This window comes from Variovorax sp. UC74_104 (assembly GCF_044055375.1).
In the GTDB taxonomy this organism is placed as follows: Bacteria; Pseudomonadota; Gammaproteobacteria; order Burkholderiales; family Burkholderiaceae_C; genus Variovorax.
Window position 1 is genome coordinate 4,330,318 of the sequence record NZ_CP171978.1, and the last position, 11,681, is coordinate 4,341,998.

Consider the following 11,681-nt stretch of genomic DNA (forward strand, 5'->3'; position numbering starts at 1 on the left):
CCCCTTCTTCAACGGTTCGCCACCGGGTACACGCCCTGCGGGCGCCACAGCAGCACGGCCACCATCAGGAAAATGCTCGCGAACTGCGTGAGCGTGGGCAGCAGGAAGCCCACGTAGTTGGTCATCAGCCCCACCAGCAGCGCGCCGATGAGCGCCCCGCCCGTCGAGCCCAGCCCGCCGATGATGATCACGATGAAGATCAGCACGTTGACCTGCGCGCCCATCTGCGGCACCAGGTTCTGCTGGAACAGCCCCCACATCACGCCGCCCAGGCCGGCCAGCGCGCTGCCGACCACGAACACGCCGACGAAGAGGCGCCCGATGCGGTAGCCGAGAGACTCGACCATCTCTCGGTCTTGCACGCCGGCACGGATGAGCAGGCCGATCTTGGTGCGCCCCAGCGTCCATGCGAGCACGCCGAACACCACCACGCCCACGGCCACCGCGAGCAGGCGGTACTTGCTGATGGCCGCATCGCCCACCAGCAGCGAGCCGCGCAGCGCCTCGGGCAGCGGCAGCGGAACCTGCGCCGGGCCCCAGATCACCTTGATGAGCTCCTCGCCGATGATCATGCCGCCCATGGTGATGAGGATCTGCTTCAGATGCTGGCCGTACACCGGCCGCACGATGAAGCGCTCGAAGGCCAGCCCGACTGCGCCGGCCATGGCCATCGCGACCAGCATCGCCGGGAACACCGCCACCAGATTGCGCCACAGCTCGCCGGAGCCCGTCCAGTCGCCCATCAGGCCGAGCACGCTGCTGGCCACGAAGGCGCCCAGCGCGATGAACACGCCGTGGCCGAAGTTCAGCACGTCCATCAGACCGAACACCAGCGTGAGGCCCGAGGCGATGATGAAGATGATCATGCCCATGGCGAGCCCCGCCACCGTGAGCGTGAGCCAGGTGGAGAAAGAGCCGGTGAGCGGCAGCGCGGCCAGTGCGAGCGCTGGGGCCAGCAGCAACGGCCGCCAGTCGAATTCGAGTTTCTTCATAGAGCCAGTCCGAGCAGCGATTGCTGAAGTTGCGCGTTAGCAGAAAACTCCGCCATGGAGCCCGCATGCACCACGCGCCCGTTGTCCATCACCGCGACGGTGTCGCCCAGGCGCTGGGCGAAGTTGATGTTCTGCTCCACCAGCAGGATCGTCACGCCGCTGCGCTTGAGCTCGGCGAAGGCGTCGATCATGTTGTTGATCATCACGGGCGCGAGGCCCTTGCTGGGCTCGTCGATGATGAGCAACTCGCGCGGTTCCACGATCGCGCGCGAGACCGCCAGCATCTGCTTCTGCCCGCCCGAGAGCTTGCCCGCCGGGTGGTTCCAGAATTTCTCGACCGCGGGGAAGAGCTTGAAGATCCACTTCAGCCGCGTGTCGTCGATCTGCGCCGCGTTCTTCGCGCCGCGCGCTGCCAGCAGCATGTTCTCCTTCACCGTGAGGTCGGAGAAGATGCCCATGTTCTCGGGCACGTAGGCGATGCCCAGGCCGGCGATCTGCGGCGTGTGCTGCGTGGTGATTTCCTTGTCACCAAAACGCACCCTGCCCTGCGACGCATGCCACAGGCCCATGATGGTTCGCAGCGTGGTCGTCTTGCCCGCGCCGTTGCGGCCCAGCAGCATGGTGAGCTGCCCGCGCGGCACGGCGAGGTCGACGCCGTGGAGGATGTGATACGCCCCGATGTGCGTGTGCACGCCCTCGAGGGTCAGCAGGTTGTTCGTGCTCATGCGGCCTCCTTCGAAACGCCCAGGTAGGCCTCCTGAACCACCGGCGAGGCGATCACCTCGGCCGGCTCCCCGTCGGCCACCAGCGTGCCGTTGTGCAGCACGATGATGCGGTCGGCGAGCTCGCGCACCACGTCCATCTTGTGCTCGACCAGCAGGATGGTCTTGGTCTTGTCCTTCTTGAGCTTGCGGATCAGGTCGAGGATGACGGGCGCCTCGGCCGCGTTCATGCCGGCCGTGGGCTCGTCGAACATGAAGACCTTGGGCTCCAGCGCCATCAGCAGCGCCACTTCCAGCTTGCGCTGGTCGCCATGCGGCAGGCTCGCCACCGTGGCGTGCTCGCGCGACTTCAGCGCCACCTCGGCCAGGATCTGGTCGGCGCGCTCGGTCAGCGCCTTGTGGTCGCTCCAGATGCTCCACAGGTTGAGCCCGCGCCGGTGCGCGCCGTCGCGCGTGGCCTGCACCGCGAGGCGCACGTTCTCCAGCACCGTGAGGTTGGGGAACAGGTTGGTGAGCTGGAAGGCCCGCCCCAGCCCCGCGTGCGTGCGCGCCGAGGGGGACAGGCCCGACAACGACTGCCCGTCGAGCGACACCGTGCCCGCGCTCGCCTTGAGCTGGCCCGAGATCAGGTTGAAGTAGGTGGTCTTGCCCGCGCCGTTGGGGCCGACGATGGCCGTCAGCGTGCCCGGCGCGAAGGCGCAGCTCACGCTGTTGACGGCCACGTGCCCGCCGAAGCGGATGGTCAGATCTCGGGTCTCAAGCATCGTCGTTGGTCATTGCGAATCGGAAAACAGGAAAGAAGACCGGCCTGCCTCAACAGGTCCCGATCACGTAGTAGTTGGGCCCCGTCTGCTTCAGCGTGGTCGTCACGTAGATGTTCCACAGGCCCATCGACTGGTTCGAGCCGTACGCATAGGTCAGGCCGTACAAGGCATAGGCCCGCCCGGCGATGGTGTGCGTGTAGTTGCTCGCGGTGTAGCAGGTGCCGCCGCTGCCGCCTCCGGTGGTGGTGCCGGTGGCAGCCGACGACATGGCGCCCTCGACGTTGCTCGCGTTCAGCGCGGACACGGTCCAGCTGTAGGTGGTCGAGGCGGCCAGGCCGGTGTCGGTGTAGCTGGTGGTGGTCACCGGCGAGGCGTTGACCTTGCTGCCGCCGCGGTACACGTTGTAGCCGCTGGCGCCGCTCACGGCGTTCCAGGCGATCACCATGCTGTTGGCGGTCGCGCCCGATGTGCCCACGCCGGTGGGCGCGGGCAGGCCGCTGCCGCCCGAGGAGCCGGTGACGCGGTCGATCATCGCCTTCATCGCGGCCATCTGCGGGCCCGACTTCTTCGCGTAGTTGGCGTTGTCGTAGCCCCACCAGTCCCAGCAGCTGTTGGTGGCCGCCGTGCTGGTCTGCGGGTAGATCAGCACGATGTTGTTGGTGTCGGCCCAGCGGTTGTAGCCGGTCTTGCGCACGTACTGGTCGCTCACGTCGGTGTAGTTCTGCTTGCAGCCGTGCAGCACCAGGTGCACGCGGCACGAGGTGGTGGTGCAGGCCTGCGGCACGTAGATCCAGCCCGTGGCGGCCATGCCGTGGCCGGAGATGAATTCCGACTGGTTGAACTCGGTGAAGGTGCCGCCCAGCGTGCCGTTGTTGCGCGGGTTCAGCGGGCCGTAGAGCTGCGTGAGGATCTCGCCCGCAAGGTCGAAGCCGCAGTTGTTGATGTAGGGCGCGGCCGTGGTGCTGCAGGCGCTGCCGTAGTCGTCGGTGACCATCGCGTGGCCCGCGCCGATGTTGTTCTTGTAGACCACGTTGGCCGCGGGCACGAAGCTCTGGTAGTAGGTCTTGAGGTCGTCCATCACCGGCTGCTTGACGGTGTTGTCCGAGGTGCCCGAGAACATGTAGACCTTGGAGCCGCTCATGTTCGACACCGGGTCGATCGCGCCGCTGGCGGCCCAGCTGTTGGTGGTGCTCACGAGCGAGGACACCGGGATGCTGGTGCTGTGCGTCATGCAGCGCCCCGTGGCATTGAGCACCGAACCTTCGGCGCAGTAGTAAGGCCCACCGGCCACCACGCCCGCGCCGCGCTTGAAGGTGGCCGAGTACGCCACGTGCAGTTGCACCGCCATGAAGCCGCCGGCCGACAGGCCCGACACGCTCACCTCCGCCGGGTTGGCACCGAGCGCGGGCAGCGGCACCGCCGCCTGCGCGGCATGCGCCGCCACCGTCATCGCCGCGGCCGCGGCGAGCGCCTTCCAGTTCTTCCACTTCTTCCATTTCATCGCTTGCATCGCTGTCTCCTTGTGTTGTGGGTATCGAACGCTTGCTTTGCTGACTGACGAATCGAATCGGCCGAGGGAACAACACGCCGCCGCGAAGAAATGCGCAGGCTGGCGCTTCGCCCGGCGGCCATCCGGGGCGAACTTGGAACATTCAAGGAACACCGCCGGAACCGGCTTTGCCGGGCCGCAGGTGTTGCCCCCGGTAGGGGGTTGGCGTAGCGACACGAAGTGCGCGCAGCCTGGGGGCGAGTTCTTACCTCTTGTTCTTGATGGGGATGTCCATCTCTTCAGGCTTGATCTCGTGCACCAGCTCCGGCACGCCCCAGGCGAACGCCGGGTCGACCTTGATCTTGAAGTGGTACATCGACTGCATCGCCTGGTGGTCTTCCTTGCGGAAGGTCATCTTGCCCTTGGGCGTGTCGAAGCTCATGCCTTCCATCGTGCTGATGAGCTTGTTGGTGTTGGTGTCGCCGTTGGTCTTCTTCAGCGCCGTCACCACCGCCATCGCGGCGGAGAAGCCGCCGGCAGTGAAGAAGTCGGGCGGCGTCTTGAATTCCTTGTAGTGGGCCGAGACCATCGCCTCGTTCACCGGGTTCTTCGGAATGCCGAAGTAGTAGTAGGCCGCGCCCTCCATGCCCGGCAGCGCCTTGTAGGCAGCCATGGCCGGCAGGATGTTGCCGCCGGTGGCGATCTCGATGCCGTAGCGCTTGAGGTCGAGGTCGACGATCTTGAACGGGTTGCCCGCGCCCGCCCAGACGATCCAGATGATCTTGCGGCCCGGCTGGTCCTTGAGCTTGTCGATCAGGCGCTGCGCGCCGGCCGTGAAGTCGGTGGTGGTGGGCGGAAGGTATTCCTCATGGACCAGCTTGGCCTTCTTGAGCGCGGCACCGAAGGCCTTCACGCCGTCACGGCCAAAGGCGTTGTCCTGCGCCAGCGTGGCGACGGTGACGCCGGGCTTGTCGATGGCCACCGCGTTGGAGATCGCGTCCTGGCTCGAATTGCGGCCGGTGCGGAAGATGTACTTGTTCCACTTGTCGCCGGTGATCGAATCGGCCACCGCGGGCTCGACGATCAGGATCTTCTTGTATTCCTCGGCCACCGGCAGCATCGCCAGCGCGACGCCCGAGGCGGTCGGGCCCACGGCCAGCGCGGCCTTGTCGTCGGAATACGCGGCCGCCAGCAGCGACTTGCCGAGGTCGGGCTTGCCCTGGTCGTCCTTCTCGATGACCACCAGCTTCTTGCCGTTGATCGTCATCGTGCCGCCGGTGGCGTAGTCCAGGCCCATCATGAAGCCGGTCTGGGTCTGCTTGCCGTAGGCCTCCAGCGCGCCGGTCTTGCTGTAGATGTGGGCGATGCGGATTTCGTTGGACTGAGCCCAGGCCGGAGCAGTGGCCGCGGTGCAGGCGGCGAGCGCGGCCAGGGCGACGAGGTGGCGACGGTTCATTCTTTGTCTCCTGAAAAAGGTGACTGAATATTGCACAGTTCGTGCCATCCGCTAAGCCATTGATAACAAACGCTTCTCCATTCGGGAGAAGCGCTTTCCGGCTGAATTCAGAACACTTGCAATGTCTGAATTTCAGTCGATTGCCTGATTTTCAGTCAGGGTTTTCGCGGAGGCCTTGCGCTGGGCGATCCACTGCTCGAACTGCCGCTCGGCCTGCATCCGGAACTCGTTGCGCGCATGGTTGCAGGCCGCGTGCGCGAGTCGCCGATGCTTCGACGAGCGGATGCCGCCGAAGGTCGAATCGACCAGATGCTCGACGGTGGCGGATTCCGGCCGGCCCGCGGGCTCGTCGAAGTCCATGGTCAGGCCGCACCAATGGCAGTTGGGGCCGAAGGTGGAGCGTAGGGCCTTGACGCTCATAGGATTGCGCACTCCTTGATTTTCAGGCGCATCGATGTGCAGTCGGCGCCCGAAACGAAGTAGACCAGCCTCATCCGATAGCTGCCCCTGCAGATCGAGCTCCAGACCTCGGGCACCTTGAGTTGCTGCTTGCTGCAGCAGTGCGGGAAGGGGTCTTGGTCATCGGGATATCGGGTGGGGTTTCATCCAGGGCGGGAGTATCGCCCGGCCTTCGGGCCTCAGTGCCCCTCGCTCACACCCTCGACCCAGTAGAGCTGCTTGTGGCCCCTGCCCTCATAGACTCTTTGGTAGTAGTCGGCGACCCGACGGCTCTCGTACTCGTGCATCAGGATGCGGTTGCCGTTGTCGTCCAGCCGAAAGAGGCGGCAGGGCTCCAGATCCTTCGTGTAGACAGGATATTTCGTCCGCAAGAGTTCCACCATGAAAGCCTCGACGTGTATCTCGAACGCTCTCAATTCAAGAAAATCAAGCACAGCCTCGATCTCCAGGCACTCGAGGTAGATGTTGAACAAGTCGATGGACTTGTGGCGCTCAAGAGTGATCCTGTGCCCCCAAGGAAGCTCAAAGAACCATAGCTCGACCGGTCCCGGCGCATCCCAGTCAGCGGGTTGATCCAAGTGCTTTGCGCCGAATCGCCTGACGAACTCCGGGTACGGCATCTCGACGGCAATCAAGCGCTCGCCAGCCTCGATGTCGCCGCGGCCGATCTGGCGCATGGCAGGCAGCGGCCTCATGTCGACCGCTCCTGGCTCGTCATCCGCTCATACAACGTCGCCCGCGAAATCCCGAGCAGCCGCGCCGTCGCCAGCTTGTTGCCGCCCGTGGAGGCCAGCGCCGCCGCGATCGCCTTGCGCTCCAGCTCGGCCACCTGTTGCGCGAGCGGGCGCAGCAACGCAGCTTCTTCATCCGCGTCGTGCGCACTCTGCAAGGTGGCGGGAAGCTCGATCTGCTCCAGCCCGGCTTCGCGCAGGATGCGTTCGAGCTGCACGGCGTCGATGCGCTGCGAGTCGCTTCGCATCGTCACCTGCTCCAGCACGTTGCGCAGCTCGCGAATGTTGCCGCGCCAGTGCTGGCCGGCGAGCAGCGCGAGCGCGTCGGGCGTGAGTTCGGGCGGCGCTTCGCCGCTGCGCAGCGCCATGTCCTCGCCCAATGCCTCGACGAGCGCGGGAATGTCGGCGCGCCGCTCGCGCAGCGGCGGCACGCGCAGCGGGAGCACGTTGAGGCGGTAGTACAGGTCTTCGCGGAACTGGCCGCGGCGCACGAGTTCGGGCAGGTCGCGCGAGGTGGCGGCGATCACGCGGGCGTCGAAGGGCACGAGCTTGTTGGAGCCGAGCGGTTCGATCTCGCCCTCCTGCAGCGCGCGCAGCAGCTTGGCCTGCAAGCCCAGCGGCATGTCGCCGATCTCGTCGAGGAAGAGGCTGCCGCCGTCGGCCAGCTTGAACTTGCCTTCGCGGCCCTTGCGGTCGGCACCGGTGAAGGCGCCGGGCGCGAAGCCGAAGAACTCGGCCTCCAGCAGCGTGTCGGGCACGGCCGCGATGTTGACGCTGACGAACTGGCCCTTGGCACGCGCGGACGATGCGTGGATGGCATGCGCCAGCAGCTCCTTGCCGGTGCCGGTCTCGCCCAGCAGCAGCACCGGGCTCGTCGATTGCGCCGCGCGCCGCGCATGCCGCTTCACTTCCACCGCGGCGGGGCTGCTGCCGATGAAGCTCGCGAAGGTGTACTTGGAGCGCCGCTGGCCGTCGGCCGAGTGCTGGTAGAGCGGGTTGTTGCGCTGGCTCGCGAGCTCGCGCCGCGCATCGTCGAGGTCGCGCTGCAGCAGCGCGAACTTGCTGATGAGCGGCTGAAGCGTGGTCTCGGGCTGGTCGAAGAGCACGATGCCGATGGCGCCGATGACCTTGCCCATTCCTCCCTCACCTCCCTCTCGCTCTTCGCGAAGCGGAATGCGGCTGACGACGAAGGTGCCGGCCTTGTTGGTCAGCAAGTCGACCAGGATGGGCTCGCCGGTCTCGAGCACGCGCCGCATCTGCGTGTTGGGGATCACGTCCTCCACCATGTGGCCCATGAACTCGTCGATGGACGAGAAGCCCAGCGCGGGCAGGAAGCGCCGGTAGCCTTCGTTGACCCACACGATGCGCCCGGTGCTGTCGACCAGGAACATGCCCTGGCTGATGCTGGAAAACAAATGAAACATCGAGCGCGCGGCGAGCGCGAGAATGCCCTCGGCATCGAGAGGCAGCGAGGGTGTTGCGGTGGAGGCTGCAGGCATGGCGGAATCGTAGCGCGGGCCGGATCCGCACCTTAAGTCTTAAGGATTCGCTTCGGCGAGCACAGGTCGGCAAAGACCTTCAGGAAGCCTTAAGTTAATCAATCGTTTGATTTTGTGCGTGGTGTAATGCCGGCCATGAACGCGAGAGATCCGATCACCCAGGCACCTCGCCGCGCACCGCGCGCAGACGGTGCCGAGGCACGCCACCGGCTGCTCCACACCGCGCTGCGGCTCTTCGCGCAGAAGGGTTTCGCCAAGACCTCCACCCGCGAGATCGCCCGCGAGGCCGAGGTCAACATCTCGGCCATCAGCTACTACTTCGGCGACAAGGAGGGGCTGTACGCCGCCACCTTCAGCGAGCCGATGGGTGGCGACTCCAGCGACCTCATCGCCGCCTGCAATGCACCCGGCCAGTCGCTCGAGGAAACGCTTCGCACGTGCATGGTGTCGATGATCGATCCGCTCAAGCAGGGAGAGATCGTGCGGCAGTGCATACAGCTGCACATGCGCGAGATGCTGGAGCCCACCAGCCGCTGGGCCGAGGAGCTGGAGCGCGACATCAAGGGCCCGCATCGCGCCATCGCCGACCTGCTGTGCCGCCACCTGAAGGTGGACCGGGCCGACGACGACATCCATCGCCTGACCTTCGCGATCACCGGGCTGTCGATGCAGCTCTACGTGAGCCAGGACTTCATCGAGGCCATCCGCCCTTCGCTGCTGCGCACGCCGCGCGCCATCGACGCCTGGGCCGACCGGCTCACGGCCTATGCGCTGGCACTGGTCGAAGTCGAGGCCGCCCGCCGGCGCGCCGAGAGAAAGCAGAAGAAACAATGAGAAAACTCCGATTCAAACTGACGGCCGCTGTCTGCCTCGGCATCGGTCTTTCGGGCTGCTCGCTGATGCGTCCGCCGACGCAGGTCGAAGCTCCCATCCCCGCGCAGTGGCACGCGCCCCTGCCCCATGGCGGCTCGCTGGCTTCGCTGGCCAACTGGTGGAGCCAGCTCGACGATCCGCTGCTGGTCGAGCTGATTGCCGCCGCGGAAGCCGCGAGCCCCAATGTCGCGAGCGCCGCCGCACGCGTGGCCGAGGCGCGCTTCACGCGCGTTCAGGCCGGCGCCGCGCTGCTGCCGAGCCTCGACGGCACCGCATCGGCCAGCCGCGGGCCCGTCGGCATTTCAGGCGGCAGTTCCTCTGGCACCAACAGCGGCAGCAGCGGCGGGCTGTCGTCGAGCACGCCGATCACCACGCTGCAGGCCGGCCTGCAGTCGAAATGGGAGGCCGACCTGTTCGGCCGCCTGCGCGCCGATCGCGATTCCGCCGAGGCCAAGCAGAGCAGCGCCAACGCCAAGTGGCACGACGCCCGCGTGGCGGTGGCGGCCGAGACGGCCAACGCCTATTTCGCCGAACGCGCCTGCCAGCAGCAGCTGCGCGTGGCCGAGGCCGACGCCCGTTCACGCTCCGAGACCTCGCGGCTCACAGATCTGTCGGCCAAGGCCGGCTTCACCGCGCCGGCCGATGCCTCGCTCGCGCGCGCCAGCGCCTCCGACGCTTCGGCCCGCCTCACGCAGCAGCGCGCCCAGTGCGCGGTGCAGCGCAAGGCGCTGGTCGCGCTCAGCGGCATCGACGAGACCACGCTCGAAGGCAAGCTCGCAGCCGCGCCGGCACAGCGCGCGCTGCCTGCCGTGGGCAGCATCGCCAGCGTGCCGGCCGAAGCGATCACGCAGCGGCCCGACGTCTACGCGGCCGAGCTCGGCGTGGCTTCGGCCAGCGCCGACGTGGGCTCGGCCGAGGCCGAGCGCTATCCCAAGCTCACGGTATCCGGCTCCATCGGCCGTTCGCAATACCGCGTGAGCGGCGTGCACCAGTCGCTCGAAACCTGGACGGTGGGCCCGATCTCGCTGACCGTGCCGCTGCTCGACGGCGGCGCGCGCAAGGCGAATGCCGACGCGGCCAAGGCACGCTACGCCGAAGCCGTGTCGCTCTACCGCGCCAACGTGCGCCAGGCGGTGCGCGAAGTCGAGGAGGCGCTGGTCAACCTCGATGCGACCAACGCCCGCACCGCCGATGCCGACGCCGCGGTGAAGAACTACCAGGCCTCCTTCGACGCCACGCAGGCGCGCTACAGCAGCGGCCTCGCGAGCCTATTCGAGCTGGAGGACTCGCGCCGCACGCTGTTCTCGGCACAGACCGCGCGCGTGACGCTGCAGCGCGAGCGCACCGAGGCGTGGGTGGCGCTGTACCGCTCGATGGGCGGCGGCTGGAACCGCCAGTCCGCGGGGGCTCCCTCCTCTTCCGATTCGACCTCAATGACCACCACACCGACCGCCAAGGTCGCGACGTCGCCATGAAAACAATGAAGCGTTCCACCCTCGCCATCGCGCTGGCCGCGCTGGTCGTCGTCATCGCCGCAGTCTTCTTCATGACGCGCGGCAAGCCGGCTGACAAGACCGCCGAACCGGCCGCCGCAGCCAGGACCAAGGACGGCGCCGCCTCGCCCAAGCCCGCGCTGACCGTGACCGTCGCGAAGCCCGAAGCCACCGAGCTGATGCTCACGCTCGCGGCCAACGGCAACGTGGCCGCCTGGCAGGAAGCCGTGGTCGGCTCCGAGTCCAACGGATTGAAGCTGGCCGAAGTTCGCGTGAACGTCGGCGACACGGTGAAGAAGGGCCAAGTGCTCGCCGTGTTCTCGCCCGAGACGGTGCAGGCCGACATCGCACAGGCGCGCGCCTCGCTGGCCGAAGCCCGCGCCACCGCGGCCGACGCCGCCGGCAACGCGGCACGCGCACGCACGCTGCAGGCCACCGGCGCGCTGAGCCAGCAGCAGATCAACCAGTACCAGACCACCGAGCAGACCGCCAAGGCGCGCGTCGAGGCGGCCGAGGCCGTGCTGGCCGCGCAGCAGGTGCGCGGGCGCAACACGCAGGTGCTGGCGCCCGACGACGGCGTGATCTCGGCTCGCACAGCCACGGTGGGCAGCGTGGTCGCGGCGGGCACCGAGCTCTTCCGGCTGATCCGCCAGGGCCGCCTCGAATGGCGCGCCGAAGTGACCTCGGCCGAATTGAGCCGCGTCGCTGTGGGCACCACCGCATTCGTGGTCAGCGCCAGCGGTGCGCAGGTGCGCGGCAAGGTGCGCAGCATCGCGCCCACGGTCGATCCGCAGACGCGCGCGGCGCTGGTGTATGTCGACCTGCCCAACGTGCAGCAGAACACCGGCGTGAAGGCCGGCATGTTCGCGCGCGGCGACTTCGAACTGGGCCGCAGCACGGCGCCGACGGTGCCGCAGGCCGCCGTGGTGCCGCGCGACGGCTTCAACAACGTGTTCATCCTGAAGCCCGACAACAAGGTGTCGCAGCTCAAGGTGCAGATCGGCCGCCGCCTGAACGACCGCATCGAGATCACCAGCGCGCTGCCCGAGGGCGCCCAGGTGGTGGTGCAAGGCGCGGGCTTCCTCAACGACGGCGACCTGGTGCGCGTGGTGGATTCGCCCGCCGCCACGTCGGCGGCGCCGGCTCCCACGGGCGCGGCCTCCGCCGCCGTTGCCAGGTAAAGAAGAAAAGAAGAAGAAATGA

11 protein-coding genes are annotated in these 11,681 nt (G+C 67.2%); 3 read left to right on the forward strand and 8 right to left on the reverse strand.

Translation table 11 applies throughout. The features are described 5' to 3' along the window. Positions 1-8 precede the first annotated feature (8 nt). The 8 genes from ACHMXA_RS20350 to ACHMXA_RS20385 all read right to left on the reverse strand — a co-directional run bounded on the left by ACHMXA_RS20350 (position 9) and on the right by ACHMXA_RS20385 (position 8,112). Positions 9-992, reverse strand: a complete 984-nt coding sequence (locus tag ACHMXA_RS20350; protein ID WP_176666646.1) for a branched-chain amino acid ABC transporter permease — start codon at positions 990-992, stop codon at positions 9-11. Further along, positions 989-1,717: an ABC transporter ATP-binding protein gene (locus tag ACHMXA_RS20355; RefSeq protein WP_176666647.1), complete on the reverse strand. Its 729-nt coding sequence runs from the start codon at positions 1,715-1,717 to the stop codon at positions 989-991. The genes ACHMXA_RS20350 and ACHMXA_RS20355 overlap by 4 nt, the downstream gene beginning before the upstream one ends. After that, a complete protein-coding gene (locus ACHMXA_RS20360; protein WP_176666648.1) occupies positions 1,714-2,478 on the reverse strand; it encodes an ABC transporter ATP-binding protein in 765 nt (254 codons plus the stop codon). Before ACHMXA_RS20360 ends, ACHMXA_RS20355 begins: the two co-directional genes overlap by 4 nt. A gap of 49 nt (positions 2,479-2,527) precedes the next feature. Beyond that, a complete protein-coding gene (locus tag ACHMXA_RS20365) occupies positions 2,528-3,988 on the reverse strand; it encodes a fibronectin type III domain-containing protein (protein WP_176666649.1) in 1,461 nt (486 codons plus the stop codon). Positions 3,989-4,232: 244 nt separating this feature from the next. Then, entirely contained in the window at positions 4,233-5,423 is a 1,191-nt protein-coding gene (locus ACHMXA_RS20370) for a substrate-binding domain-containing protein (protein ID WP_176666650.1), read from the reverse strand. A 132-nt stretch (positions 5,424-5,555) separates the two neighbouring features. Continuing rightward, positions 5,556-5,843, reverse strand: coding sequence for a hypothetical protein (locus ACHMXA_RS20375; protein WP_176666651.1), 288 nt, complete (start codon positions 5,841-5,843; stop codon positions 5,556-5,558). Positions 5,844-6,061: 218 nt separating this feature from the next. Continuing rightward, positions 6,062-6,577: a hypothetical protein gene (locus ACHMXA_RS20380; protein WP_218088361.1), complete on the reverse strand. Its 516-nt coding sequence runs from the start codon at positions 6,575-6,577 to the stop codon at positions 6,062-6,064. Beyond that, positions 6,574-8,112, reverse strand: a complete 1,539-nt coding sequence (locus ACHMXA_RS20385; RefSeq protein WP_176666652.1) for a sigma-54-dependent Fis family transcriptional regulator — start codon at positions 8,110-8,112, stop codon at positions 6,574-6,576. Before ACHMXA_RS20385 ends, ACHMXA_RS20380 begins: the two co-directional genes overlap by 4 nt. A 135-nt stretch (positions 8,113-8,247) precedes the next feature. Here ACHMXA_RS20385 and ACHMXA_RS20390 point away from each other — a divergent pair, with 135 nt between their 5' ends. Genes ACHMXA_RS20390 through ACHMXA_RS20400 form a run of 3 tightly spaced genes read left to right on the forward strand, consistent with a single transcriptional unit; the run spans position 8,248 to position 11,659 of the window. Continuing rightward, positions 8,248-8,946 (forward strand): CerR family C-terminal domain-containing protein, encoded by a 699-nt coding sequence (locus ACHMXA_RS20390; protein WP_256099116.1) that lies wholly within the window; start codon positions 8,248-8,250, stop codon positions 8,944-8,946. Further along, complete coding sequence (locus ACHMXA_RS20395) at positions 8,943-10,460, forward strand: efflux transporter outer membrane subunit (RefSeq protein ID WP_176666654.1); 1,518 nt, start codon at positions 8,943-8,945, stop codon at positions 10,458-10,460. Before ACHMXA_RS20390 ends, ACHMXA_RS20395 begins: the two co-directional genes overlap by 4 nt. Further along, positions 10,457-11,659 (forward strand): efflux RND transporter periplasmic adaptor subunit, encoded by a 1,203-nt coding sequence (locus tag ACHMXA_RS20400; protein ID WP_176666655.1) that lies wholly within the window; start codon positions 10,457-10,459, stop codon positions 11,657-11,659. The genes ACHMXA_RS20395 and ACHMXA_RS20400 overlap by 4 nt, the downstream gene beginning before the upstream one ends. Positions 11,660-11,681: the final 22 nt, after the last annotated feature.

What these genes read in the sequence shown, in the direction of transcription:
- ACHMXA_RS20395 (WP_176666654.1), top strand. Translation starts at nt 8,943, where the DNA reads ATGAGAAAACTCCGATTCAAACTGACGGCCGCTGTCTGCCTCGGCATC.
- ACHMXA_RS20390 (WP_256099116.1), top strand. Translation starts at nt 8,248, where the DNA reads ATGAACGCGAGAGATCCGATCACCCAGGCACCTCGCCGCGCACCGCGC.
- ACHMXA_RS20350 (WP_176666646.1), bottom strand. Translation starts at nt 992, where the DNA reads ATGAAGAAACTCGAATTCGACTGGCGGCCGTTGCTGCTGGCCCCAGCG.
- ACHMXA_RS20370 (WP_176666650.1), bottom strand. Translation starts at nt 5,423, where the DNA reads ATGAACCGTCGCCACCTCGTCGCCCTGGCCGCGCTCGCCGCCTGCACC.
- ACHMXA_RS20380 (WP_218088361.1), bottom strand. Translation starts at nt 6,577, where the DNA reads ATGAGGCCGCTGCCTGCCATGCGCCAGATCGGCCGCGGCGACATCGAG.
- ACHMXA_RS20385 (WP_176666652.1), bottom strand. Translation starts at nt 8,112, where the DNA reads ATGCCTGCAGCCTCCACCGCAACACCCTCGCTGCCTCTCGATGCCGAG.
- ACHMXA_RS20360 (WP_176666648.1), bottom strand. Translation starts at nt 2,478, where the DNA reads ATGCTTGAGACCCGAGATCTGACCATCCGCTTCGGCGGGCACGTGGCC.
- ACHMXA_RS20375 (WP_176666651.1), bottom strand. Translation starts at nt 5,843, where the DNA reads ATGAGCGTCAAGGCCCTACGCTCCACCTTCGGCCCCAACTGCCATTGG.
- ACHMXA_RS20365 (WP_176666649.1), bottom strand. Translation starts at nt 3,988, where the DNA reads ATGCAAGCGATGAAATGGAAGAAGTGGAAGAACTGGAAGGCGCTCGCC.
- ACHMXA_RS20400 (WP_176666655.1), top strand. Translation starts at nt 10,457, where the DNA reads ATGAAAACAATGAAGCGTTCCACCCTCGCCATCGCGCTGGCCGCGCTG.
- ACHMXA_RS20355 (WP_176666647.1), bottom strand. Translation starts at nt 1,717, where the DNA reads ATGAGCACGAACAACCTGCTGACCCTCGAGGGCGTGCACACGCACATC.